Source organism: Shewanella sp. NKUCC05_KAH (assembly GCF_019345585.1).
GTDB classification, from domain to species: Bacteria; Pseudomonadota; Gammaproteobacteria; order Enterobacterales; family Shewanellaceae; genus Shewanella; species Shewanella oncorhynchi.
Genome location: NZ_JAHKQZ010000003.1, coordinates 97422 through 122751, shown reverse-complemented (window position 1 = coordinate 122751; position 25330 = coordinate 97422). Strand labels below are relative to the sequence as shown.

At 44.7% G+C, this 25330-nt stretch carries 20 protein-coding genes and 1 tRNA gene; 12 read left to right on the top strand and 9 right to left on the bottom strand.

Annotated elements, in window-relative coordinates; translation table 11 throughout:
- The first annotated feature begins 102 nt into the window (after positions 1-102).
- The 3 genes from KO533_RS04205 to nhaD all read left to right on the top strand — a co-directional run bounded on the left by KO533_RS04205 (position 103) and on the right by nhaD (position 4488).
- On the top strand, positions 103-1122 hold the full coding sequence (locus KO533_RS04205; RefSeq protein WP_105249881.1) for an aspartate carbamoyltransferase: 1020 nt from the start codon (positions 103-105) through the stop codon (positions 1120-1122).
- Between the two features lie 26 nt (positions 1123-1148).
- Complete coding sequence (gene hemL / locus KO533_RS04200; protein ID WP_105249882.1) at positions 1149-2441, top strand: glutamate-1-semialdehyde 2,1-aminomutase; 1293 nt, start codon at positions 1149-1151, stop codon at positions 2439-2441.
- A gap of 799 nt (positions 2442-3240) precedes the next feature.
- A complete protein-coding gene (gene nhaD / locus KO533_RS04195; protein ID WP_028760859.1) occupies positions 3241-4488 on the top strand; it encodes a sodium:proton antiporter NhaD in 1248 nt (415 codons plus the stop codon).
- Between the two features lie 107 nt (positions 4489-4595).
- On the opposite strand, the gene KO533_RS04190 is transcribed toward nhaD, so the two are convergent.
- The gene (locus tag KO533_RS04190) at positions 4596-5684 is read right to left on the bottom strand and encodes a general secretion pathway protein GspB (RefSeq protein WP_219252978.1); all 1089 of its coding nucleotides are present in this window, start codon (positions 5682-5684) and stop codon (positions 4596-4598) included.
- Entirely contained in the window at positions 5684-7357 is a 1674-nt protein-coding gene (locus KO533_RS04185; protein ID WP_219252976.1) for an ExeA family protein, read from the bottom strand. Before KO533_RS04185 ends, KO533_RS04190 begins: the two co-directional genes overlap by 1 nt.
- A 178-nt stretch (positions 7358-7535) precedes the next feature.
- Here KO533_RS04185 and KO533_RS04180 point away from each other — a divergent pair, with 178 nt between their 5' ends.
- Both KO533_RS04180 and KO533_RS04175 read left to right on the top strand, forming a co-directional pair.
- Positions 7536-8786, top strand: a complete 1251-nt coding sequence (locus KO533_RS04180) for a multifunctional CCA addition/repair protein (RefSeq protein WP_168823470.1) — start codon at positions 7536-7538, stop codon at positions 8784-8786.
- A gap of 233 nt (positions 8787-9019) precedes the next feature.
- A complete protein-coding gene (locus KO533_RS04175) occupies positions 9020-9286 on the top strand; it encodes an Lpp/OprI family alanine-zipper lipoprotein (RefSeq protein WP_006080732.1) in 267 nt (88 codons plus the stop codon).
- 622 nt (positions 9287-9908) lie between these two features.
- On the opposite strand, the gene KO533_RS04170 is transcribed toward KO533_RS04175, so the two are convergent.
- The 4 genes from KO533_RS04170 to folB form a co-directional block, all read right to left on the bottom strand.
- A complete protein-coding gene (locus KO533_RS04170) occupies positions 9909-10751 on the bottom strand; it encodes a putative RNA methyltransferase (RefSeq protein WP_219252974.1) in 843 nt (280 codons plus the stop codon).
- 118 nt (positions 10752-10869) lie between these two features.
- Positions 10870-11670 (bottom strand): undecaprenyl-diphosphate phosphatase, encoded by an 801-nt coding sequence (locus KO533_RS04165; RefSeq protein ID WP_105249887.1) that lies wholly within the window; start codon positions 11668-11670, stop codon positions 10870-10872.
- 18 nt (positions 11671-11688) lie between these two features.
- Complete coding sequence (gene folK, locus KO533_RS04160; RefSeq protein ID WP_219252972.1) at positions 11689-12192, bottom strand: 2-amino-4-hydroxy-6-hydroxymethyldihydropteridine diphosphokinase; 504 nt, start codon at positions 12190-12192, stop codon at positions 11689-11691.
- Positions 12193-12260: 68 nt separating this feature from the next.
- Positions 12261-12611 (bottom strand): dihydroneopterin aldolase, encoded by a 351-nt coding sequence (folB, locus tag KO533_RS04155; protein ID WP_105249889.1) that lies wholly within the window; start codon positions 12609-12611, stop codon positions 12261-12263.
- 268 nt (positions 12612-12879) lie between these two features.
- On the opposite strand from folB, the gene plsY reads away from it, so the two are divergent.
- Positions 12880-13491, top strand: a complete 612-nt coding sequence (plsY, locus tag KO533_RS04150) for a glycerol-3-phosphate 1-O-acyltransferase PlsY (protein ID WP_028760867.1) — start codon at positions 12880-12882, stop codon at positions 13489-13491.
- An 83-nt stretch (positions 13492-13574) separates the two neighbouring features.
- Here the strand turns inward: plsY and tsaD are convergent, their stop codons facing one another.
- Entirely contained in the window at positions 13575-14591 is a 1017-nt protein-coding gene (gene tsaD / locus KO533_RS04145; protein WP_131523062.1) for a tRNA (adenosine(37)-N6)-threonylcarbamoyltransferase complex transferase subunit TsaD, read from the bottom strand.
- A gap of 215 nt (positions 14592-14806) precedes the next feature.
- On the opposite strand from tsaD, the gene rpsU reads away from it, so the two are divergent.
- From rpsU to KO533_RS04120, 5 genes are all read left to right on the top strand, one after another.
- On the top strand, positions 14807-15022 hold the full coding sequence (gene rpsU, locus KO533_RS04140) for a 30S ribosomal protein S21 (protein ID WP_006080725.1): 216 nt from the start codon (positions 14807-14809) through the stop codon (positions 15020-15022).
- A 6-nt stretch (positions 15023-15028) separates the two neighbouring features.
- The gene (locus KO533_RS04135) at positions 15029-15472 is read left to right on the top strand and encodes a GatB/YqeY domain-containing protein (protein ID WP_028760869.1); all 444 of its coding nucleotides are present in this window, start codon (positions 15029-15031) and stop codon (positions 15470-15472) included.
- Between the two features lie 83 nt (positions 15473-15555).
- Positions 15556-17280: a DNA primase gene (gene dnaG, locus KO533_RS04130; protein WP_105249891.1), complete on the top strand. Its 1725-nt coding sequence runs from the start codon at positions 15556-15558 to the stop codon at positions 17278-17280.
- 135 nt (positions 17281-17415) lie between these two features.
- Positions 17416-19254 carry an RNA polymerase sigma factor RpoD gene (gene rpoD / locus KO533_RS04125; protein ID WP_131523063.1) on the top strand — a complete coding sequence of 613 codons (1839 nt, stop codon included), beginning with the start codon at positions 17416-17418 and terminating at the stop codon, positions 19252-19254.
- Positions 19255-19509: 255 nt separating this feature from the next.
- Positions 19510-19586, top strand: a tRNA-Ile gene (locus KO533_RS04120).
- 242 nt (positions 19587-19828) lie between these two features.
- On the opposite strand, the gene KO533_RS04115 is transcribed toward KO533_RS04120, so the two are convergent.
- Together KO533_RS04115 and mak are read right to left on the bottom strand one after the other, a co-directional pair.
- Complete coding sequence (locus tag KO533_RS04115; protein ID WP_105249900.1) at positions 19829-21949, bottom strand: methyl-accepting chemotaxis protein; 2121 nt, start codon at positions 21947-21949, stop codon at positions 19829-19831.
- Between the two features lie 230 nt (positions 21950-22179).
- Positions 22180-23076: a fructokinase gene (mak, locus tag KO533_RS04110; protein ID WP_028760873.1), complete on the bottom strand. Its 897-nt coding sequence runs from the start codon at positions 23074-23076 to the stop codon at positions 22180-22182.
- Between the two features lie 419 nt (positions 23077-23495).
- On the opposite strand from mak, the gene KO533_RS04105 reads away from it, so the two are divergent.
- Positions 23496-25061, top strand: coding sequence for a peptide MFS transporter (locus KO533_RS04105; protein ID WP_219252970.1), 1566 nt, complete (start codon positions 23496-23498; stop codon positions 25059-25061).
- Positions 25062-25330: the final 269 nt, after the last annotated feature.

Sequence of the window (25330 nt, the reverse complement as noted above, 5' to 3'; positions counted from 1 at the left end):
GCTTCTGCTACAATCGCGCCTCAGCCACCCTACATAACATCAGGGCAGATAAGCGCGATAATGCTGCTTAAAATGCCCCCTAGCAAATTGGAAAACAGGCTGATGAATCAGTTCGAAGGATCCCATATCCTCTCCGTAAACCAGTTAGATCTTGACTCAATCCAAACTATTTTTAATGTCGCTAGCCGCATGATGCCCTATGCACTTCGAGAGAAGCGCAATAATGTGCTCGATGGCGCCATTTTAGGTAACCTGTTTTTCGAACCGAGTACCCGTACCCGCGTGAGTTTTGGCTGTGCCTTTAACTTGCTCGGCGGCCATGTACGTGAAACCACAGGCATGGCTTCATCGTCTTTATCTAAAGGTGAATCCCTGTACGATACGGCGCGGGTGTTATCCACCTATTCTGATGTCATTGCCATGCGCCATCCAGACTCTTACTCGGTCAAAGAGTTTGCTGAAGGCAGCCGCGTCCCAGTGATCAACGGCGGCGATGGTTCGAACGAGCATCCGACCCAAGCTTTACTCGATTTATACACTATCCAAAAAGAACTCAAATGTGCTGGCCGCGGTATCGATGGCATGCACATCGCTATGGTCGGCGACTTAAAATTTGGCCGTACTGTACATTCACTGTCGCGTTTACTCTGCATGTATAAAAACATCAGTTTCACACTGATTTCACCCGCTGAATTAGCTATGCCTGATTATGTGATCTCCGACATTGAAAATGCTGGCCATAGCATCAAAATAACCGACCAACTTGAAGGCCATTTAGATCAAGCAGATATTTTGTATCTCACTCGCATTCAAGAAGAACGCTTCCCTTCACAGGAAGAAGCAAATAAGTATCGCGGCAAGTTCCGCTTAAATCGCAGTATTTACACTCAGCATTGCAAATCTAACACTGTCATTATGCACCCGCTTCCAAGGGATTCACGGGCGCAAGCCAATGAGTTAGATAATGATTTAAATAGCCATCCCAATCTTGCTATCTTCAGACAGGCGGATAATGGGCTGTTAATTCGCATGGCTTTGTTTGCATTGACACTCGGCGTTGATAATCAACTCGAAAAATATGAGTGTCCGGTTAATTGGTATTCACGTAAAGCCGATCGCTAATTGGCTACAGACTTTAAGGACTAAACATGACCCGTTCCGAAGCGCTATTTGAACAGGCTAAAAAAACCATCCCCGGCGGCGTTAACTCTCCGGTTCGTGCATTTAATGGTGTAGGCGGTTCGCCCCTGTTTATTGAAAAAGCTAACGGCGCTTATATTTACGATGCCGATGGTAAAGCTTATATAGACTATGTCGGTTCTTGGGGCCCGATGATCCTCGGCCACAACCATCCTAAAATCCGTGCTGCGGTATTAGCAGCGGTAGAAAATGGCTTATCTTTTGGTGCGCCAACTGAGCTTGAAGTGCAAATGGCCGAAAAAGTCATCTCTATGGTGCCTTCTATCGAGCAAGTACGCATGGTGAGTTCAGGTACAGAAGCCACTATGAGTGCTATCCGTTTGGCACGCGGTTTTACCAATCGTGACAAGATCTTAAAATTTGAAGGCTGCTACCACGGCCACGCAGATTGCCTGTTAGTGAAAGCCGGTTCTGGCGCGTTAACGTTAGGTCAACCTAGCTCACCCGGTATTCCTGAAGATTTCGCCAAACACACCTTAACGGCTGTGTATAACGATTTAGATTCAGTTAGAACCCTGTTCGAGCAGTATCCAACTGAGATTTCTTGCATCATCATCGAGCCCGTTGCTGGCAACATGAACTGTATTCCACCTGTCCCTGGTTTCCTTCAAGGTCTGCGTGATATGTGTGATGAGTTTGGCGCGCTGTTGATTATCGATGAAGTGATGACAGGTTTTCGCGTATCACTAAGTGGCGCTCAAGGTTACTACGGCGTCACACCAGACTTAACCACACTCGGTAAAGTGATTGGTGGCGGTATGCCAGTGGGGGCTTTCGGTGGCCGTAAAGATGTGATGCAATTTATCGCTCCTACAGGTCCGGTTTACCAAGCGGGTACGTTATCGGGTAACCCCATTGCGATGTCAGCGGGTCTGGCACAAATGGAAGCCCTGTGTGAAGAAGGTCTATACGAAGCACTGAGCGCGAAAACCAAACGTATTGCAGAAGGCTTTAAAGCGGCTGCGGATAAGCACGGTATTCCAATGGCGATCAACTATGTTGGTGGCATGTTCGGTTTCTTCTTCACGGAACAACCCGAGATCACTCGTTTCGATCAAGTGACCCAATGCAATATCGAACAGTTCCGTATTTTCTACCACGGCATGCTAGATGAAGGTGTTTACTTAGCGCCAAGTGCCTATGAAGCAGGCTTCCTGTCAATGGCCCATGGCGAAGAAGAAATGCGCTTAACCTTAGAAGCGGCTGATCGCGTATTGGCTAGCATGAAAGCGGCAAGTTAAGCCTAAGCTTTAGTATTTAAGCCGTTTAAACATAACAAAGGGACGCCAATGCGTCCCTTTGCTTTTATTAGATTTAGTTAACTTTGTGTCACTTTAATAACGATCAGACTTTTTAGAACCTAAAGCCGATTTAAATATTATCCCAGCCACCATGAATTGTAAGGTCAAGTGGATATGCTCAATAACGTGCTAAGGCCAACCCATCACGCCCAGCGCAATAAGCTGCTTGCCACAATATGTTAACCAAACGAGTGAGCCTAAAAGCAAAAGACTCCAGATAACAAATGTCATTTTCCTCTACTCCAAAAACACAATATCCAGTATTGATACCCAAATAAGCTCAAGACGCAGAATTCTGCAGGACTGAGTGCTAAGAGCGCTCTACTTCCTAGCGGGCACTCATTCAAAAGACAAGCATTAAAAATGCCTGCCTACATAGGCATGACAATTCAGGAATATCGACCTGAATAAAAATTAATTGAAGAATATGCAAACTAACTGCTTAGACTTTAATCGTAGATCTCACTTTTAACGCGGTAATCAAATCAAACAATACAGTTAATAACGCTGCAATAATCACAATAACCAATATATAAAACTAATTAGCAACCAAAAAGCATGAGATGGACATCACAAAGAAGCATTAAATTGAGTTACAGCTAACAGTTGCGTTCTCTAGCCCATTATGTTCTGATCCGCACGCGCTAACACGGCTAGCTTAATTTAGCCTTGATATGCCCAATCTTTAGGTTGACTCAAGTCGCCCTACGACATCAAAACAGCAGTTGGAATTGCAGTTATGTTAAATACCTTTCTCATCTTACTGGCCGTGCTCGCATTGCTCAGTATTATTTTCGAAGAAGTGACCCACCTTAATAAAGCAAAAACCACCTTATTCTTTGGTTGTATCTCTTGGGTAGCGCTGTTTATGGCTGCAGGGGAACCGGCTAATGAGAAAATCGTTGCCCATCAGCTCAATGAAAATTTGCTCGAGATTGCCACACTTTGGCTCTTTCTGATGTCGACCATGACCTTCGTAGCATATTTGAATGCTAAGGGTATGATCCAAATCATGGTGCAAAAGCTTTTTCCGCAGAAAGTATCAGTGCGTATGTTAATGATCCAAGTCGCCCTATTTGCACTCGTGCTCTCAGCATTTTGTGATAACGTCACCGCGACTTTAGTGTCTTTAGGTTTATTAACCACCTTTAAACTCGATAAGCAAATGCGCCGTAGAATGGCAGTGTTGATTATCTTCGCGGTGAACTCAGGCGGTGTAGCCCTGATCACTGGTGATGTAACGACACTGATGATCTTCTTAGCTGGACATGTGCATATGTCTGAACTATTGATGTTGTTTATCCCTTCAGCCGTCAGCGTGATTTTACTGGCAACCCTATTCTCACTCAAAGCCGAAGGTGTTGTGAGCACGACGCCAATCAAACATACTTATCAAACCGTTGATGTATTGATTGCCCTCGTCTTCTTCTGCACCATTTTAATGACCATGCTACTCAACATATTGTTTGGTATCCCGCCAGTGTTAACCTTCTTAACGGGTCTATCAATTATGTTCCTGATTGGCCATACCACTCGCAGCGATAAAGAAGAAATCAAGATCCTAGAGTATATTCGCCAAGTTGAATACGACACTCTGTTGTTCTTCTTAGGTATTTTACTACTCGTTGGAATGCTTAAAGAAATTGGCACCTTAGACATGCTGACTGAAGCTTATACTCAGTTTAATCCAAACATCTCTAACTTCGTCACGGGTATGGGCTCAGCCTTAATTGATAACGTACCGCTAACGGCGGCATTGTTAAAAGCCAATCCAGTACTGAGTACTCCTGAATGGCTTGGCTTGACTTACAGCGTCGGGGTAGGTGGTTCACTGCTGATTATCGGTTCAGCATCAGGTATTGTTGCCATGAGTAAAGTGAAAGAACTGACTTTTGTGAGTTACTTGAAATATGTTCCTGCACTTTTCCTCTGCTACAGCGTCGGTTACGCACTGACCCTATTCTTAGCCAACAGACTGTTTGATTAAGTTGAGATTGGCTAAGATCAAAAAAGGCGCCTAGTGCGCCTTTTTTATCAACTACTTATTCATTGTTATCACAAATAACCGCTAGCATGACTTATCGTAATACCTGATTAGATTGCGGGCACCTTAAACTGGGTTCCTTGAATATCTAACACTATGTCCCTTGGACGAATAGAGATGATTTTCAGCTTACCAGCAATCATATCCCCTTCTTGTAACTCAGCACCGTCTACATTCAGCCATCTCTGGGCAGGGTCGCTGGAATAAACATGAGCAACGATATTAAATTCAGGCACTTGTAATTGCAGACCTGCAGGTAATTGGCCGTATTTCGGAATTTCATCCACAGCAGTTTTGGGGATAGGATCTAATTTAGCTTCAGTGACATTCGTCTCTGCAGCATTAACATACTCCACATCCTTTAATGCATTTTGAAAGGAAGCCACTAACTTATCTTCATCGCGACTTTTATTGGTCTCTAAACCGACATCTTCCGCCGCGGCACTGACTTGCTGACGCAGGGCTTCGAGACTCGCTAGACCCGACTCATTGGCATTAGCACCTAACATCATAGGCTGCTGTGCTTGCGTCTCTGCTGCTGACACAACCGCTTCCTGACTTGCCGCATCGACTTGGGCTGACGTCGACATATAATCTGCGTAGCTTGAATCACTAAAACCCGAATTGCTATCACTTTGAGCCGGCATGCCAACAGAATTGGTCGTTATATTCGCGCTAGCATTCATTTGAGGCGCATTTGATACTACAGTCTCAGCCTGAAATTGTGGCGATACCGTTAGCTCGGGTAAAGTCTGCGTCCGAGGAAGCGCCACTTTCCCAGCAAGCCGAACACCTGAAGCAGCACTGGGCTCAACTTGGAGCTCAGAGTCAGATCCTACCGCGGTAGACTGAAGCTCATTTTTAATCCCAGTCGAAGCTGGTAATGATGAAGTTGATGGTAGTACGTTAGCCACTGCCACAGTATCACTTTGGGGAAGTCGAGTTTTATCCCAAACGCTTAATCCCCAAGCTACACCAATTCCAGCGGCAACTGCAACGACTAATATAGACAGTTTTCCTATCGGCACACCCGATTTACGAGGCTGTGGATAATTCGCCCTTGGCGTCATCACAGCATCAGGTAACGGTGATTGTTGCTGTTGTTTGTTGCGGGTTACGGCATCGAGTAAAATGGACATCAGCTGCGCGCCCCATCATCAGTTAACCTTGGGCCTTGCTGACTTAAATACAAATTTAATCTCACTAATGTTTGATTCCCTGCAATACCATCGGCTTTTAATCCATGCTGACTTTGGAAGGTTTTAAGATCATTTTCCAATTGCACATCAAATTGATTAACCCGACGGGGGCTACGACCATTCACATGGGCTAACGCATTCTCTAACCACTGTAATTGACCAGGACTCGATTTTTGACTGATATCCATCATAGGCAAATTAGGTGCTTGCCATAATATTTCGAAGGTGCCACTGAAATGTTGATTAAACCAAGCTCTATCAACCCAAAGTTGCTGCTCACCCAGTTGCATCAGTAATTGTTCCCCCTCTACCGCAAGCACTGCACCATAAAAATCTTGTTGCTTGTCATCAACCAAATACACGACAGCCGGATAATTAAGCCGAGTCAGTGACATCCAGTTACCCTGCTGTTGATAGCAAGCTAATCCTTGCTCAACCGCCGATTGGCAAGCCGTCAAGCCTTTATAGGGCACTTTGCCCCACACGCTAAACAAACCTGCAAAAGCAGTATCAATATTGCGACTCTGATTAATCGCCTCGTTTAACAGACGTTGATTAGGATCGGGAATGGAAGTCTGACCGCTTGGTTGATTAGTCGGTTTTACTGACTTATCAGCGATGTCTTCCCCGCCTAAGGTTTGAGCATTTAATGACGCCACATTAGTTGGCACAGACTCAGAAACCAAATTGGACGCTGGCATCGTATTGACTGACTTATCAGTAAATAACCAATAAGACACACCAAACGCAACACATAACGCCGCAGCGGTTGCTGTCGGCCACAGATATCTATTTTGAGTCGGTTCTTCTTCACCTAATACTTCAGCCGCGGCTTGCCGCACCATATGATGATCTATGGGCACCCGCGATTGTGCATAGCCTGCCATCAGTGAACGTTCACATAAGAGGTTAATTAATCGAGGAATGCCGCCACTGTATTTCTGCAAAACGTTAACGGCTTTACGGGTGAATAAAGGCTCAAACCGCCCTGCCACTTGCAAACGATGCAGCACATAGAGGGCGATTTCATCTTCATTGAGCGGCAATAAATGATAACGAGCCGTGATCCGCTGGGCTAACTGACGCAATTCTTGGCGCTTCAATAACAGCTGTAATTCCGGCTGACCGATTAAAATCACCTGCAGTAACTTCTTAGTGTCCGTCTCCAAATTAGTCAGAAGACGCAATTGCTCCAGCACCTCAGGACGTAAATGCTGTGCTTCATCGATAATGAGCACGGTATTACGACCTTTGCTGTGATTCGCCAATAAAAAACGGCTCAAGTGATCAGTCAATTGCTTGAGTGTAGGATTATCGCCGTAGGAAATCTTAAGCTCATCACAAAGCGTTGCGAGTAATTCAAGCTCAGTTAACGACGGATTAAGGATAAAAGCAGTATCGGTATTGTCGGGCAATTGCCCAAGCAAACAACGAGATACTGTTGTTTTACCCGTACCGACTTCCCCTGTTAACAACACAAAGCCGCCCGTTTCCCCTAACCCATAGGTTAAATGGGCTAACGCCTCTCTGTGCCTATCACTCAGAAATAAATAATGGGGATTGGGTGCAATTGAAAAAGGGTTATCGCTGAGTCCGTAAAAGGCCTTGTACATACCACCAATCATCCTAATTTAAAAATAACGCCCCACGTTAAAGCGTCCCAATGTTATTGTCAAAATATCTGCAACATCAATGTGACAGATAAGTGCGCAAATATCTCGCAACGACTTTATCCATCATCTTAATGAGCGTGATAAGCTATGTTCATGACACATTAGCCGAATCTTGCCTGTGAAAATATATCTCGTCGGCGGTGCTGTACGTGACAGCCTGCTCAATCTTCCCATTAAAGATAAAGATTACCTCGTCGTTGGAGCAACACCAGAACAAATGCTGCAACAGGGTTACCGCCAAGTGGGTAAAGATTTCCCCGTATTTCTACACCCCAAAAATCAACAAGAATATGCTTTAGCCCGAACCGAACGAAAAATTGGTCTGGGTTATGGTGGTTTTAGCTGCCACGCCAGCCCAGATGTGACTTTAGAGCAAGATTTGTTGCGCCGAGATCTAACCATCAATGCGATCGCCCAAGATGAAAAGGGCAACTTATATGATCCTTTTAATGGTATTGAGGATATTAACGCGCGCCTGTTACGCCATGTGTCGGATGCTTTCGTTGAAGATCCACTGCGAGTGTTACGCGTCGCCCGCTTTGCCGCAAGGTTTCATGCCTTAGGATTTCAAATTGCCGCAGAAACCCTGGCACTGATGCGTCAAATTAGCGCAAGCGATGAGCTTAGCGCTTTAACGGCGGAGCGAGTTTGGCAAGAAGTTGATAAAAGTTTAGGCGGACCTCACCCAGAGGTCTTTTTTGAGGTACTTCACCAATGTGGCGCACTCGAAGTCCTATTCCCTGAAATTCACGCCTTATTTGGCATACCTCAACCTGAAAAATGGCATCCTGAAATAGATACTGGCGTGCATACCTTAATGGTGCTCGCTCAAGCCGCACTGCTCACTGGAGATAAAAGCGTTCGGTTTGCCGCCCTAGTACATGATTTGGGCAAAGCACTGAGCCCAAAAGAGCATTTACCAAAGCATCACGGCCACGGCCAGAAAGGCTTGCCACTCATAAAAGCACTCTGTACACGTTTACGAGTACCGAATGAGGCACGCGATCTGGCGTTGCTCGTCAGCGACCAACATCAGAACGTCCATCAGGCATTCGAGCTCAGAGCCGAAACTATCGTTAAAATATTCGATAAAGCTGACTTTTGGCGTAAACCAGAGCGCTTAACGCAACTTATATTAGCTTGCACCGCAGATATGCGTGGCCGCACAGGATTTGAAAACATCCCATATCCTCAGGGAGAGTATTTAACTCAGTGCTTCACTGTCGCCAATAATGTCGATATTGCCGCCATCATAGCCACTGGTTTCCAAGGCGCAGAGATAAAACAAGCCTTAAATTTACATCGAGTTGAAGCCGTCAGTCAGTTTAAACAAAAAATGCAAACAAAACTGCCGATGGACAACCAGTAGTTTGTAAAGGATTTGTAAGTCGTGCATCACTGCATGGTGAATAATGCCCCATTTTACGATTAGAAATGTCGATATCACATAGAAAAAAAGCTTTTAAAAAAAATTTATATGCCTATAGTGGTTAAACACATTAATATTCGTAGCAAATTAAAATAGCTATGTCATAATTAGGCAGTTTCGCTTACAAAGTAACGAAACATTCAAATCCAACCTATTTTAAGGGATTTTTTACAATGAACAAAAAAGTACTGATGATTGCTGGTTTAGCAATGACTGCCCTACTAGGTGGTTGCGCGAACACTACTGCTCTGGAAGAAAGCGTTGCAACTCTGGGCAACAAAGTTGATCAATTGTCAGCTGATGTTGGTTCTCTGAAATCAGAGCAAAGCAAACTGTCTGCAGACGTTAAAGATGCAAAAGCAGCATCTATGGACGCACAAGCAGAAGCTAAACGCGCAAACGACCGTTTAGACAACGTTGCTTCTCGTTACAAGAAGTAATGAAAGGTAATTTAGCTTACTATTTAGTAAGTTAAGACAAAAGGCTTAAGAAAGATGAAAGCGATAAGCACATCAATCTAAGCCTTTTTTTATACCTGCAATTCAAGATTGCCATGCAAAGAATAGCGAATGCGGCAATACAAAATCGCTAAATTGATTTTAAACTTCCAAAGGCATGTTAAAGGCGATTCGCCTACCTCCCCCTAAAAGTTAGCCTTGGCATACTTCTGTATAAACGAGTGCTATCCCTCTTTTAAATAAAGTCGCGTTATTAATCTAAACTTCTCGTTTACGTTTTTAAGCATCCCTAACAATCAGCCTCATTTATCATAAAAAATGTATTTATGGGAAATGAAAGCTATTAATTTAAAGCACAGCTATAGATAAAAAAATCGAGGCTATATGGGGAAACAAAGGCAATAAGAAGGTTGTATTTGTCACTGAACAAATAGGCCTAAAGTTAAAAACAATAACACCTTCAGCCTATCCAACATAAAAATAACATAAAAACGTCAAACAGAATCATAGACTTGAGTAATATAGCCTTTTAAAACATCAAAAAACCATCTAACTAAGCCTATGAATTGTCTTAAAATTAACCGCATCGACTGCAAGTTTTAACCTATAGCGATTCACTCACGCGTTTATGTGCTAAGACTAATACATAATCAATTTCTAGCGACTCAAAATGATTAGCTTGAATATCGTGTTTCATCTTGTCAGTTGCACGCCACGCATAGGGTGCCATATCCAATAACGTTAATGCCTGCTCACCGGTAACAGATAAGGTGAAGCGCAGTGACTGAGTTTCTTTTACCAATAATGCTGAAGGTAAATTCACTTGGAAAGGTTTTTCAGCCAAGTCGGAATAAATATATTCTCTGAGTTGCCATAGATGTCGTGGCCCAGGCATAACCAGTAACATGGTCCCATCGTCTTTCAATACCCTGACAGACTCTTTTCCCTTTAACGGCCTATCAATAACAGTAATAAAATCCACACAATTATCGGCGAAGGGTAATTTTTTAGAAGAGCTTAAACACAAGATCCCAGGAGTCTGCGCTTTTGCTGCAGCAAAAATAGCATTTTCTGCGTCCGCTATACCTACGTACTGGACGTTTCGCGGATTTTCGACCTCTGCCAACTTGGAAGCTAAAGCACGCAAATAGAAGCCCTCAGCGCATTCATAATCCAATAAACAAGCGTCAGGCTTGATAGAGCCCGTGATTAACTCAGCCAGTTTATCGATTAAAGGCGAAAAGATGCCTGATTCGAGAAGAAAACGCTTAGCCCTAACTTGCTCGCGCGAATCCCCTGTCGGCTTTTGGCGTTGTGGTTTAGTAAAAACCCAATACCCTTGCTCATTCCGATCAAAGTGATGCTTATTTGCACAATAAAAACCTTGTGAGGCTTTGTGTTGTTTTAACGCAAGTCCGCAGGTTGGACACTGATATTCGAGACCCATATAAAGCTCCAAAAATAAGTTAAGCTTCAGAAAAATGAGGAAGCTCCAAAAACAAAAATCGGGTACTTGACCCGATTCTATTATTCATAATTTCACTATGATGACTAAGCTGGAATGACTACAAAAAAATAAATCCACACAGCACAGCACCCAGTGCCAAACGGTAAATAACAAACGGGGTCATTCCCATGCGGCTGATGATTTTCAAGAAATAATGAATACATGCATAAGCTGCAACAAAGGAAATTAAAGTGCCTAAGATCAATGCTTGATAATCAATTGGCAGCTCGCTTTCCGCCAAATCTTTACCCACTAAAATTGCCGCGCCTAAGCTCACAGGCACTGACATTAAGAATGAAAAGCGAGCCGCAGCATCTCGACTCAAACCTAGCATTAGCGCCGCGGTCATAGTGGCACCAGAACGTGAAGTTCCAGGGATTAAAGCAAGCGCCTGGGCGAAACCAATTAACAAGGCTTTGCGCCATCCAGTCTGATAGATTGTTAAATCGCGGCGCGACATCTTATCAGCCCACCACAGCAATAAACCAAAAACGACTGTCGTGACCGCGATAACCTCTGTATTACGTAGGTGAGTTGCAATAAAATCCTTAGCCATAAAACCAAAAAATACAGCGGGTAACGTCGCCAGAATAATCCACCATGCCAGCTTGCTGTCTTCGGATTGCTGACCTTTAAAAATGCTTGCAACCCAAGCATTAAACATAGCCCATAACTCGTGTCTAAAATAAATCACTACAGCAAATAACGACCCAGTATTCACCGCCACGTCGAATGACAAACCTTGATCTTCCCAGCCTAAAAGCTGAGCAGGCAGAATTAAGTGGGCAGAACTAGAAATAGGTAAAAACTCAGTTAGCCCTTGAATAAGCGCTAAAATAATGACCTGAAACGTATCCATGACAATCCTATCAATAAATTAAAACGTCAGCCCTTGGGGCCATTCAAACATCACAGGCCAAAGTCGCTGTGACTCTTTATCATACTCTTGCCACAAACTGGCATAGCTTTTATCAACCAACGGATGAATCAATTCCGGCGCTAACTCGGCTAATGGCCATAACACAAAGGCATTATTAACTATCTCTGCACGGGGCAGCACAACAGGCGTTTCACATACCACATGGTCATAAAGCAGCAGGTCTAAATCTAAAGTTCTTGGGCTAAATTTCTTCGCCCCGACAAGCCGGCCGTGATTCTGCTCGATTTGCTTAAACTGCGCAACTACCGCAGCAATATTAAGGTCAGTTTCAGCACTAGCAACCATATTCAAAAAGTTAGTGCCACTAAAACCTACCGCTTCACTTTCATACATGGATGAGAGGCGCAGCGGCCCAAAACACGCTCGCAGCGATGTTAATCCTGCTTGCAGATGCTGTTCAGGCTCGATATTGCTACCTAGACTGATATAAATACGTGCCATGCAATGTCCGATTTATCTGAAGATAAACATGATTTCTTAATCAACAGTCGAGTTGATCAAACTCTTATCTAACGTGAGCGCTCTATCTCAACGCCAACCGATGCGGCAGTGGCTACTGCCCCCGGCTTCATCACGACAACTTTCACCCAAGTCACGTTAAATTCTTGAAGTAAGCAATCCGCTACACGCTCGGCAACCGTTTCGATTAACTCGATTGGATGCTCAGTAATAAGTTCTGTTAATCGATTGGAAACTGTCTCATAGCAAAGCGCATATTGATAATCGTCTGTCGCGGCGGCAGGTTTGTTATCCCACGCCATATCTAAATCTAGCAACAGGCTCTGATGGATTGTCTTTTCCCACTCATAGACACCAATCACAGTATCAACGCGTAATTGCCGTATAAGTACTTTATCCATGCTTTCTCCAACTAACTTACTACTATGAGGTCTGATAAGCTAAAAGCGATCCTAGCTGTATAATCCGCAATCTTCTGACAGATAACTAATTTGCTTTCTACTCGAGCCAATCCACAGTAGGATAACGCCCTAAAAGGATTTGCTCATTCAGAAAATATCTCAACCTCAAATGGGTGAGTTATTCCACAAACCTATAGCGGGATTGACAACTGAGTCAGCTTTTTAAATTGTTGCGCGATAATACCTTAAGACGCGTAAGGAAACCAATGTGAGTCCATTAACACTGACACTTTTGATGATTTTGGCCGCCTATTTGGCAGGTTCAATCTCGAGTGCTGTGCTGGTTTGTAGAATGAGGGGTTTACCCGATCCAAGATTACAGGGTTCAGGTAATCCGGGAGCCACCAATGTACTGCGAATTGGCGGCGCGAGTTCGGCTGCCATGGTGTTGTTTTTCGACATGCTCAAAGGCGCCCTGCCATCTTATTTAGCCTATCTGATGGGCATAGATGCAGTCTCACTCGGACTTATCGCTATCGCCGCCTGCCTTGGGCATATTTATCCCGTATTTTTTGGATTTAAGGGGGGGAAAGGTGTCGCAACAGCTTTTGGTGCTATGGCTCCCATTGGCGATGATTTAGCCATTTGCTTAATGGCATCTTGGATTGTTCTACTCTTAATTAGCCGCTACTCGTCCCTTGCAGCCATTCTGACGGCATTGCTTGCACCACTTTATACTTGGTGGTTAGACGACAGATTTACCATTCCCGTTGCCATGCTATCGACGCTTATCATTATTCGTCATAAAGACAATATCCAACGGCTACTTAAAGGTGAAGAGTCCAAAGTTTCACGTAAAAAAACACCTAAAAAATCTTAATGTGACAACATTATCCTAATAAAAAACTGCGCTATAAGCGCAGTTTTTTTGTCTCAACATAACCTATCAACATCAAAGGCGTTTTATGCCACAGGTGGCAAGGTATCTAACGGCCATCTTGGCTGACCTTTTACCGCCAAATCTTCGTGCTGCCCCGCTTTTAAACGCTGCAATCCTGCAAAGGCAATCATAGCGCCGTTATCGGTACAAAACTCACCACGGGGATAAAACACTTGTCCACCAAGCGAGCTCATCATTTCGGCCAAGGTTTCTCTTAAGCGCGTATTCGCACTCACGCCACCGGCGATCACTAAGCGGTTATAGCCTGTTTGCTTCAGTGCACGGCGACATTTAATCGCTAGCGTATCAACCACAGCTTCTTCAAAAGCACGCGCAATATTGGCACGAGTCTGTTCATCGTCAGGTTCGGCAGCAATGGTATTAGCGGTAAAGGTTTTTAGACCCGAAAAGCTAAAATCGAGTCCAGGTCTATCGGTCATAGGCCGCGGAAACTTATACCCTGCAGGTAAACCTTTAGCAGCAAGCTTTGCTAAACGCGGACCGCCGGGATAATCCAGCCCCATTAACTTCGCTGTTTTATCAAACGCTTCACCCGCAGCATCATCAACAGACTCGCCTAATACTTCATAGCGGCCAATCCCGTCGACTTTAACCAACATAGAATGGCCACCAGAGACTAATAAGGCCACAAAGGGGAACTCAGGCGCATCATCTTCAAGCATAGGCGCCAGCAGGTGCCCTTCCATATGGTGCACACCGATTGCAGGCTTGTCCCAAGCAAACGCCAGTGACCGCCCAACACAAGCGCCGACAAGCAAAGCACCAATCAAACCAGGGCCCTTGGTATAGGCAATCCCGTCGAGATCAGCAATTTCAGTATTTGCATCTTTCAGCGCTTGACGAATAAGCGGCACAATTTTGCGCACATGGTCACGTGACGCCAACTCAGGCACCACACCACCATAGTCAGCATGCAGCTTAACCTGACTGTATAAAGTATGAGATAATAAGCCCAGTTCATCGTCATAGACGGCGATACCTGTCTCGTCACAGGATGTTTCAATACCTAAAACCCGCATGGTGTCTCATCAATTGCTAACTAAAGGGCGCCAATTCTACCTGCAAGCGCTCGATTACTCCAGTCGCGCAGGCCATATTGAGTCCACTATAGGACTGAGCTCAGTTTTAGGGCTTTACAAGCCTAGGTGTCTCGGTATAAAATTCCGCACCATTTTAAATAGACTTGGTTCGAGCAATTGAACCAGAACAACCTACACCTAAGGGGTGATGGCGTATGCCAATTATTAAAGTACGTGAAAACGAACCATTCGACGTAGCTCTGCGTCGTTTCAAGCGCTCTTGTGAAAAAGCTGGTATTTTAGCCGACGTGCGTGCTCGTGAATTCTACGAGAAGCCAACTACTGCACGTAAGCGCGCAAAAGCAGCTGCAGTTAAACGTTTAGCTAAGAAGCTTTCTCGCGAAAACGCACGTCGCGTACGTTTATATTAATCTCATATGAGCCTAATTGATCAGCTAAAAGACCATATGAAACAGGCCATGATCGCCAAAGAGAAGGCGCGCTTGAGCACTATTCGTATGGCATTAGCCGCCATCAAACAGATTGAAGTGGATACCCGCGAATCTCTGACTGATGAACAGGTTATAGCGGTCTTAACCAAAATGGTGAAACAACGTCGTGACTCGATTGCTCAATTTGAAGCAGCGGGTCGTAACGAGTTGGCCGACGTGGAAGCAGCAGAGATTCAAGTTATTGAAGCTTTCCTGCCTACCCCTCTTACAGAGGCGGAAATCGCGGCGCTCATCGATGCAACTATTGTAGAAGTAGGTGCATCCGCCATGGCGGATATGGGCAAAGTAATGGGAGCATTGAAATCTAAAGTGCAAGGACGTGCAGACATGGGCGCTATCGGCGCTATGATCCGTGCTAAATTGCAATAATTAGCGTTTCACTGTATGAACAAGCCGTGCCTATGCGCGGCTTGTTTGTTTAAATTCGCGCAAGGCGGGATTTTAAGCACTCAATGGCAATACCTCGTGATTTTATCAATGAGCTAATCGCTCGCACTGACATAGTCGAACTTATCGATCGTAAGGTGCCCTTGAAAAAGGCGGGTAAGAACTACTCGGCCTGTTGTCCTTTTCATAGCGAAAAATCACCTTCGTTTACCGTCAGCCGTGATAAACAGTTCTATCATTGCTTTGGCTGCGGTGCTCACGGCAACGCCATCGATTTTGTGATGGAGTATGACCGACTCGATTTTATTGATGCCATTGAAGATTTGGCGGGCCAGCTTGGATTAGAGGTTCCCAGAGAACAAGGCACAGGCAAGCGACATGATGACGGTTTAAGCCGTGACTTATATCAACTCATGGAAGAAGCGAGCCTTTACTTTCAAAACCAACTTAGACAACACCAAGATAAACAAAAAGTTATCGATTATCTTGCCTATCGCGGTTTATCCGATGATGTAGTAGAACATTTTGGTATTGGCTTTGCGCCAGACGGTTGGGATGGCTTATTGGGCCGCTATCGTCAGAATCAAGATGCGCAGGATAAGTTACTGACTGCGGGGATGTTAATTAGCAACGACAGTGGGAAACGTTACGACAGATTTCGTGACCGCCTCATGTTTCCTATCCGCGACAGGCGCGGACGAGTCATTGGTTTTGGTGGCAGAGTTTTAGGTGATGGCACACCCAAATACTTGAATTCTCCAGAAACGCCCATATTTCATAAGGGCAATGAGCTTTATGGTCTCTATGAACTAAAGCAGCGCTATCGCGATCCAGACAAAGTACTGATCGTTGAAGGCTATATGGATGTGGTGGCATTGGCGCAATTTGGCGTCGATTATGCTGTCGCATCATTAGGCACCTCGACCACAGCAGAGCAATTTCAGCTTTTGCTGCGCAGCGCTAAAGAAGTGATTTGCTGTTACGACGGTGACAGAGCGGGTACTGAAGCGGCATGGCGCGCCTTAGAAACAGCATTGCCATTATTAAAGCCTGGCGATCAAGTGCGATTTATGTTCCTGCCTCAGGCCGAAGATCCTGATTCTATGGTACGTAAAATTGGTAAAGATGCATTTGAAACCTTAATGGACTCTGCCATTGCACTACCCGAGTTTCTATTTGACACGTTAGCGACAAAATACGGTACAGATAAAGGCAACTTAGCGAAACAAGCTTTTATCTTAATTGAAAAAATTCAAGACACTGTGCTGCAAAATTTACTGCTTGAGAACTTAGCTCACAAGTTAGGAATGAACAGCTCAGAAGATATGAAAAAGAAGCTAGGCTTTAGCGTGAAACAAGCTAAACCAATGGCAAGTAAAGGATTAAAAGGACGCGGTACACCATTGCGACTCGCCATCGCACTGCTAGTACAACATCCTAAACTGGGTATGGGTTTACCCCCACAACCCGCACTCGCCCACTTGCAGATGCCAGGCATAGAATTGCTGCCACTGTTATTGGAGATGACTCGAGAGCAAACGTTAAACAGCGCACAACTACTTGAACAATTCCGAGAGCACCCTTACAGCGGCACTCTCCATAAATTGGCCCAATGGGACCATCAAGTGGCGGATGAAAACTTGCTCGAAAAGTTTAAACAAACCCTGGTTTGGTTGAACAATCAATATATTGAACAACGATATCAGGAATTGAGTCTAAAACAGACTCATACAAAAGAAGAGAAGATGCAGCTCTCGAAGCTGATCTCAGTCATGAAAGGGTTAAACTGAGGCAAAAATGTCCTCATTCGCTACCCCAGTGACTAGCACAGATATGTGCACACGGCTATAATTGACGATTTGCGCGGCACTTGGCTTATGCTAAGTGTCCGTCGTTGTAACAGTTTCCCAACTTGGATGATATCTATGGATCATACTCCGCAGTCGCAACTTAAGCTGTTGCTTGCCAAAGGTAAAGAGCAAGGTTACTTAACCTATGCAGAAGTGAACGATCACTTACCTGCAGACATGGTCGATTCTGACCAGATCGAAGATATTATCCAGATGATAAATGACATGGGTATCCGGGTGTTCGAAGAAGCCCCCGATGCCGATGACATGATGATGTCGGAAGACAACACAGACGAAGATGCAGCAGAAGAAGCCGCCGCAGCACTGGCAACAGTAGAAAGCGAACTTGGCCGCACAACCGATCCCGTACGCATGTACATGCGTGAAATGGGTACCGTTGAGCTTCTGACCCGAGAAGGCGAAATTGTTATCGCCAAACGCATCGAAGAAGGCATCAACACAGTTCAAAGTTCAGTCGCCGAATACCCACAAGCGATCGCTATGATCCTTGAGCAATTCGACCAATTTGAAGCCGACGAACTGCGCTTATCTGATATTATCTCTGGATTTGTAAACCCGGACGAAGATGACGTCGCCCCGACCGCCACTCACATCGGCTCAGAATTATCTGAAGAAGAGCTGGACGATGAAGATGACGAAGAGGATGACGATGACAGCGAAGATGAAGAAGAAGGCAACAAAGGGCCTGATCCTGAAGAAGCTCGAGAAAGATTCGGTCAACTCAGAGCCGCTTACGAAAGCGCACTGAAAATTATCGAAGCTAAGGGCCGTGAACACCCTGAATCGGTAAAAGCCCTCTTCGAAATCGGCGAAATTTTCAAAGAATTCCGCTTAGTGCCTAAGCAGTTTGACCGTTTAGTCAAAAGCATGCGCACTATGATGGACCGCGTACGTGTTCAAGAACGTTTAGTATTAAAACTGTGCGTTGAACAAGCCAAAATGCCGAAGAAAAACTTCGTCAAATTCTTCACTGGCAACGAAACCAACCTCGATTGGTTCAACACTGAGAAAGCCTCAACGAAACCTTATGCCGAAGGCCTAAGAATGGTTGAAGATGACGTCATTCGTTGTCGCAGCAAACTTGCTGCAGTAGAAGAAGAAACTGGCTTAGCGATTTCTGCCATAAAAGACATCAACCGTCGTATGTCAATCGGTGAAGCCAAAGCACGCCGTGCGAAGAAAGAAATGGTTGAAGCGAACTTACGTCTGGTAATTTCTATCGCGAAGAAATACACCAACCGTGGTCTGCAATTCTTGGACTTAATCCAAGAAGGTAACATTGGCTTAATGAAAGCCGTGGATAAATTCGAATACCGTCGTGGTTACAAATTTTCGACCTATGCAACTTGGTGGATCCGTCAGGCGATTACCCGTTCTATCGCCGACCAAGCTCGTACTATTCGAATTCCAGTACACATGATCGAAACCATCAACAAGCTGAACCGTATCTCTCGCCAAATGCTACAGGAAATGGGCCGCGAGCCTTCACCTGAAGAACTGGCTGAGCGTATGATGATGCCGGAAGATAAGATCCGTAAGGTACTGAAAATCGCTAAAGAACCTATCTCCATGGAAACCCCAATCGGTGACGATGAAGATTCGCATTTAGGTGATTTTATCGAGGATACTACCCTCGAATTACCACTGGATTCAGCGACCAGCGAAAGCTTGAAAAACGCCACCCACGAAGTGTTAGCAGGTTTAACCGCCCGTGAAGCGAAAGTGCTGCGTATGCGTTTTGGTATCGATATGAACACTGACCACACTCTTGAAGAAGTGGGTAAACAGTTCGACGTGACCCGTGAACGTATTCGTCAGATTGAAGCTAAGGCACTGCGCAAACTGCGTCACCCTTCACGCTCAGAAATCTTAAAATCGTTCCTAGATGAATAGGCTGTTAAAAGCCTAAAGTAATCTAAGTAAGATTTGAAGCCCTGCCCATGCAGGGCTTTTTATTGTCTTTATCACCTCAATTTATGCACAAGCACAGCATCGAAGCCTTAAATTTAGGCGACGAGGGCATTTAAGTTGATTAACAGATAACCAATTGAATCAGTTGCGTGAATTTCCAGCCAAAACACGGGTGACAAGCGTAAGTAAGCTTAGTATACTTCCTCCCGCTTCAGGTAATGACGATTACCTTAAGTCGGCCCCTTAGCTCAGTTGGTTAGAGCACACGACTCATAATCGTTAGGTCCACGGTTCAAGTCCGTGAGGGGCCACCACCCGATTCAACGAAAAAGCCCATTGATTCAATGGGCTTTTTTGTATCTAAAAACTGATCTCCGCTAGTTATCACACAATATCCGTGTATTTACACATTCCCCTCGCTGAAGTGTTTTAAATTTTTAGCCTATTCGATGCTATTTAAATATCCATAAAAATAGGCTCTTTGATAAGTGTTAAGCAGCAACACAATCAAAGAGCCTATTTAAAATCAATGAACTAATTCAACAAACCTCTGGTGCTAGGTTTTTAACTTGCCTAACTGCTCATGTTGCTGCTTCACTAAGTTTGCTAAAACTACACTGCTTTGCTGTGCTTCACCCGCAAGACGTGCAAGTTCAGAAGCCGAATCAGAAATGCCTGTAATATTGCGATTAACCTCTTCAGTCACCGCGCTCTGCTCTTCTGCTGCTGCCGCGATATGGGTCACTTGGCCCGAAATTTCTTCAATCTGACTCACCATAGAGTTCAATGAGTTCAGCGCTTGCTCAGTTTGAGATACGGCCATTTGTGCCCGTTCAGCGCCTTTATCTATGATGCCAGAAGCACTTTGAACTTCTTTTTGCAGTGCATCGATAAGAGTACTAATATCATTCGTCGAGCTTTGAGTCTTAGATGCCAGCGCACGGACTTCGTCAGCCACCACGGCAAAACCCCGTCCTTGTTCACCCGCTCTCGCCGCCTCAATCGCCGCATTTAGTGCCAGCAGGTTTGTTTGTGCGGCAATGGAGCTGATCACCTCAAGAATACGACTAATATTCATACTGCTGTCTGCGACTTTACTCACGGCCAGCTTAGCTTCCATTGACTCTTTAGACATAGTCGCCACAAAGCCCATCGCCTTAGTCAGACTTTCTTCACTGTGACGAATGTTGCGTGACATAGCTTCTGTTTCTGCAGCGGTTTGCTCAGACGCCTTAGCAACCTCAAGTGCGGTGGCACTCATTTGGTTTACGGCCGTTACCACACTCTCAATTTCACCATATTGACGATTGACACTATCACGCGTGAGCTGGGCAATTTTCGCTGAAGCTTGGCTTTCTTCCTGAGAACGACTCGCGAGGGTTTTAAGCTCGGCAATCAGGTTTTTCAGTTTATAAATAAAGGAGTTGAAACCTTTTGCTAACGCAATCAACTCTGCATGGGAGTCCACTTCTATCGATTGCGTTAAATCGCCATCAGCGCTTGCCAAGTGTTCTACACGCCCTTGGATCATCTTTAAGGGTGAAATAATGCTACGGATCACTAGGCTAATCGTAATCACAGCAGCAATCGACACGACAACACCGACCATGAGCAACAAACTTCCCAAGGAAGTTGCCATTTCATCCATATCATTATTCAACACAATCGAACTCTTGTACGCCTGCGCAGTCGGCACTTGGATCACTAAGGACCACTCGGCATTCGCTAAAGGGATCTTAATTGGGTAGGCAACAATAATTTCATCATCATTAACCATGTAACCCGAGTTCTTGTGTAACGAGATAATTTGTGAGGCAATAGCTGGATTGATTGACTCAGCTAAAGGACGAGCCTTTTTACTGTAATGACTTGCTGCAACCACTAAACCGCGGGTACTCAATAAAGTTACTTTCGCTTGCCCATCGTAGAGGCTCTTAGATAACTTATCGATAAGGGTTTGAAAGACGGGTAAGTTTAAATCAACACCGACCACACCGATAAACTGTTTACGCTTAAGCACAGGAACAGTTAGCGAGGTCATTAATGCTTTGTTACCGGGAGTGATTTCGTATAAATACGGCTCCATTAGACAGGGCTTTAAGGTTTCTTTACCGCATAAATACCATTCTGCATCACGGATCCCAAATTCATTTAGGCTAGTAAGGTATTTTTCTGACGAATCTTCAACCTGTTGATGTGCAACAGTGCCATTGTCATCACGGGTATAGTAAACCTCTAGGGCACCTGATGTCGTTACACTGTGGCTGGAATTAATATTCAGAAACTCAGTATCGAGCCCATCATAACCATTAGGTTCAAACTGGGCATACATGGAGGAAACTTGCGCATTCTTCTTAAGCACAGCCGCCACAGTGAGTTCTAAACGATCACGCTTTAAGGGAAGTTCTTCTGCCGTACTCTCCACCATACCGGCAAAAGAGTAAGGAATACGATAGGCTTCGTTAATAAATCCAGCGACCATTTCGCCATATTCACCGGCGCGGGCTTCGAGTTTATCCCGCGTTTCAGTTTGTAGGGTATTTTGAACTTGATCCGATAATTGCGCGTTTTGAGCCGACAGTGTCCACCATAAACTGATAGATAAAATAGCCACTATCGATAAAAATAATGCTGATGTAATCCACAACAACTTAGTACTGATGGACAAATGCTTCATCTAGTAAACTCCCAAGAGAACGACAATAGCGTAATTATTTTGATCTACTTTATTTTTATACTTTCTATACAGCATTAAAAATAGCACTTAGGGTAAGAATTACCAGTACTTAAGATAAAGAGTTGTCAATGGAATGTAAAACTTTTGAATGACTAAATCAAAAAAAGGCCAAATTCAAATAAATGAATTCAGCCTTTAATATCAAACACTATTCTTGATTGAGTCTAGGATTAGCGTCCCCACAACCAAGCGGCGCCACGCACCCCAGATGAAGCACCATAATAATTTTTAACAACGGGTGTGTGGCACTCTCGGCCAACCACATAGAGCGGCAAAATTTTTGGTAATTCGGTATAAATAGCATCGATGTTAGACACGCCGCCGCCAAGGACGATAACATCAGGATCCATCATATTGATGACATGAGCCAATGAACGGGCTAAACGGTCAATAAAGCGGTTAAATGCTTGAGTTGCCAGCGGATCTCCCGCTTGCATCATTTGGGCAATTTCAATACCGCTGTCAGCAACACCGCCCGCAGCGCGAAAGTCGCGAACAAAGCCTGTTCCAGATATAAACGTTTCGATACAGTCTCTATTACCACAAAAACACGTCGTGGTATTAAATTCATCGGCTTTCATCCACGGTAAAGGATTATGGCCCCACTCACCACCAATACCATTGCCACCGTCATGTACTTGGCCTTTAATTGCGATACCAGCACCACATCCCGTTCCAATAATGGCACCAAATACAACAGACTTTCCTGCGGCAGCGCCATCTACCGCTTCTGATACGGCAAAACAATTCGCATCATTAGCAATTTTTACTTTACGATTTAATCGAGTCCCCAGATCCACATCAAGTGGATGACCATTGATCCAAGTTGAATTAGCGTTTTTTACTAAGCCAGTAAAAGGAGAAACAACCCCAGGAATACCTATTCCGATAGTGGCGGTTTGCTGCAGGCTGTCTTCGACTTCAGTTACCAATGCAACCAAAGCATTGACTGTCGCAACATATTCTCTCGGTGTCGGGATGCGTTTACGAAAGACTTCGTTACCATCGCTATCTAATGCGACTACCTCGATTTTTGTGCCACCAAGATCGATACCAATTCGTAACATTCATATACTCCGTTTAAATATATTTAACGCAAAGCGGTGCATTAACAACCTGATGCATATCTGCAACTGTAGAGACGCTGCTAAGTAGAACTTTTCGTTTTAAAGTGATCTACATTAGAATTTCCAAGCGCACTATGCCTGCTGGACAAACAGCAATCAACCTCAATGTATTTAAATACACCATAGCGCATAACCGCACATGCCATTATCTGCTTATCCGATAGTACTGCGAATGTTCCTTGATTTATCCGCAGCAGAAAAACTTGGATAGAACTGTCCCCGCTTAAATCCACCTTAAAATTGATAAGGTCATTTGTAACAAAGTCTGTTTTTGCCTATGTCTGCCATTGGTTTGAATTGGTTATCGCCTTATACTTTTGAGCTCAAATATTAAAACAACAATGTTGGAAGCAAGCGATATGACTATTGGGACTGCTCCGGTAAGTAAAACACATTCATTTATGACTGTGTCTCTTATCGAATTATGGGAACGCTTTGGTTATTACGGCATGCAAGCGCTGATTGTGTACTTTATGGTGCAGCGCCTTGGCTTTGATGACTCACGTGCAAACTTAGTATGGAGTGCCTGTGCGGCACTTATTTATGTATCACCAGCGATTGGTGGCTGGGTTGGGGATAAAATCCTCGGCACCAAACGCACTATGCTGCTCGGTGCGGGGATCCTCTCTCTGGGTTATGCGCTAATGGCCGTACCCACTGAAAATACGTGGTTTATGTTTTCAGCGCTCGGCGTGATTGTGGTCGGTAACGGCCTATTCAAGCCGAATGCGGGTAACTTAGTCCGTAAAATCTATGAAGGTGACGATTCTAAAATCGACAGTGCTTTTACCATCTATTACATGGCGGTAAACGTGGGTTCGACCTTCTCTATGTTGCTCACGCCTTGGATTAAAGATTACGTTAACGCCCAATATGGCAACGAATTTGGCTGGCACGCGGCCTTTGCTGTGTGCTGTGTCGGTATATTGGTGGGATTAGGTAACTATGCACTCATGCGTAAGAGTCTAGTCCATTACGGTTCTGAGCCAGATACTCGCCCTGTGAACAAGAAAAACCTCGCGATTGTATTGGGTCTATCCGCATTGTCGGTTGTCGCTTCAGCCATTATTCTTGAATACGAAGCTGTTGCGCGCGTCTTCGTTTATGCAGCAGGCGTAGCCGTATTGGCAATCTTCTTCCACTTGATCCGCACCAGCGAAACCAGTGAAAGAGCAGGACTGATTGCAGCGCTGATCCTTACCGTGCAAACCGTGTTCTTCTTTATTTTCTATCAACAAATGTCAACGTCACTCGCGCTGTTTGCCCTGCGTAACGTGGATTGGGATTTTCAAGTTTTTGGTACCCACTTGTGGACTTGGTCACCTGCCCAGTTCCAAGCATTAAATCCATTATGGATTATGGTATTAAGTCCAGTACTCGCATGGAGCTATTCGTGGGCTGGACGCAATGATAAAGACTTTTCTATCGCGGCGAAATTTGCTCTCGGTTTTGCCGTTGTGGCGATTGGCTTCTTTATCTATGGCTTTGCGGGCCAATTTGCCGTCAATGGTAAAACCTCTTCATGGATCATGATCTGGGGCTATGCCTCTTACTCTTTAGGGGAATTGCTGGTGAGTGGTCTTGGACTTGCCATGATTGCTCGTTACGTACCTGCACGCATGGGCGGCTTTATGATGGGTGCCTATTTCGTCGCATCAGGTATTTCCCAGTATTTAGGCGGTGTGGTTGCTAACTTCGCCAGTGTACCCAAGGATTTAGTCGACCCACTGCAAACCTTACCCGTATACACAAGTCTGTTTAATAAACTAGGTATAGCCGCTGTGGTCTGTACCTTTATCGCACTTGCGGCATTACCTCTGATGCGTCGCCTGACTGAGACTCACCATTCACATAACAATGCTGCTGATCATGATATTAATGAAAGTGCTGCGGCATCGCTACGGGATGTGAAAGCCGAGCAGTAATGCTCGACTGACAATAGCGATTTTTCTATTGCATAACATTAACTGCCGATAGCCCTGCTATCGGCAGTTTTTTTATCACTTCATTCAACATCGTTTATGCCCTTATATTGCTACTCATAACCAAATGAGCTTTAGCGAAAGTCATGCAATTCTACTGTGACTGGCTTAGCGCTGAGTTGCTGAGAATAAGAACTTCAGTTCCACATTATCGGCCCTCACACGCAGATGACTTCAGTCCCTCGATTTGTTACAAAGCGAGTACACACTCA

Bases quoted from the DNA above. Each gene is read 5' to 3' on its own strand.
- KO533_RS04205 (WP_105249881.1), top strand. From the start codon at position 103: ATGAATCAGTTCGAAGGATCCCATATCCTCTCCGTAAACCAGTTAGAT.
- hemL (WP_105249882.1), top strand. From the start codon at position 1,149: ATGACCCGTTCCGAAGCGCTATTTGAACAGGCTAAAAAAACCATCCCC.
- nhaD (WP_028760859.1), top strand. From the start codon at position 3,241: ATGTTAAATACCTTTCTCATCTTACTGGCCGTGCTCGCATTGCTCAGT.
- KO533_RS04190 (WP_219252978.1), bottom strand. From the start codon at position 5,684: ATGTCCATTTTACTCGATGCCGTAACCCGCAACAAACAACAGCAACAA.
- KO533_RS04185 (WP_219252976.1), bottom strand. From the start codon at position 7,357: ATGTACAAGGCCTTTTACGGACTCAGCGATAACCCTTTTTCAATTGCA.
- KO533_RS04175 (WP_006080732.1), top strand. From the start codon at position 9,020: ATGAACAAAAAAGTACTGATGATTGCTGGTTTAGCAATGACTGCCCTA.
- KO533_RS04170 (WP_219252974.1), bottom strand. From the start codon at position 10,751: ATGGGTCTCGAATATCAGTGTCCAACCTGCGGACTTGCGTTAAAACAA.
- KO533_RS04165 (WP_105249887.1), bottom strand. From the start codon at position 11,670: ATGGATACGTTTCAGGTCATTATTTTAGCGCTTATTCAAGGGCTAACT.
- folK (WP_219252972.1), bottom strand. From the start codon at position 12,192: ATGGCACGTATTTATATCAGTCTAGGTAGCAATATCGAGCCTGAACAG.
- folB (WP_105249889.1), bottom strand. From the start codon at position 12,611: ATGGATAAAGTACTTATACGGCAATTACGCGTTGATACTGTGATTGGT.
- tsaD (WP_131523062.1), bottom strand. From the start codon at position 14,591: ATGCGGGTTTTAGGTATTGAAACATCCTGTGACGAGACAGGTATCGCC.
- rpsU (WP_006080725.1), top strand. From the start codon at position 14,807: ATGCCAATTATTAAAGTACGTGAAAACGAACCATTCGACGTAGCTCTG.
- KO533_RS04135 (WP_028760869.1), top strand. From the start codon at position 15,029: ATGAGCCTAATTGATCAGCTAAAAGACCATATGAAACAGGCCATGATC.
- dnaG (WP_105249891.1), top strand. From the start codon at position 15,556: ATGGCAATACCTCGTGATTTTATCAATGAGCTAATCGCTCGCACTGAC.
- rpoD (WP_131523063.1), top strand. From the start codon at position 17,416: ATGGATCATACTCCGCAGTCGCAACTTAAGCTGTTGCTTGCCAAAGGT.
- KO533_RS04115 (WP_105249900.1), bottom strand. From the start codon at position 21,949: ATGAAGCATTTGTCCATCAGTACTAAGTTGTTGTGGATTACATCAGCA.
- mak (WP_028760873.1), bottom strand. From the start codon at position 23,076: ATGTTACGAATTGGTATCGATCTTGGTGGCACAAAAATCGAGGTAGTC.
- KO533_RS04105 (WP_219252970.1), top strand. From the start codon at position 23,496: ATGACTATTGGGACTGCTCCGGTAAGTAAAACACATTCATTTATGACT.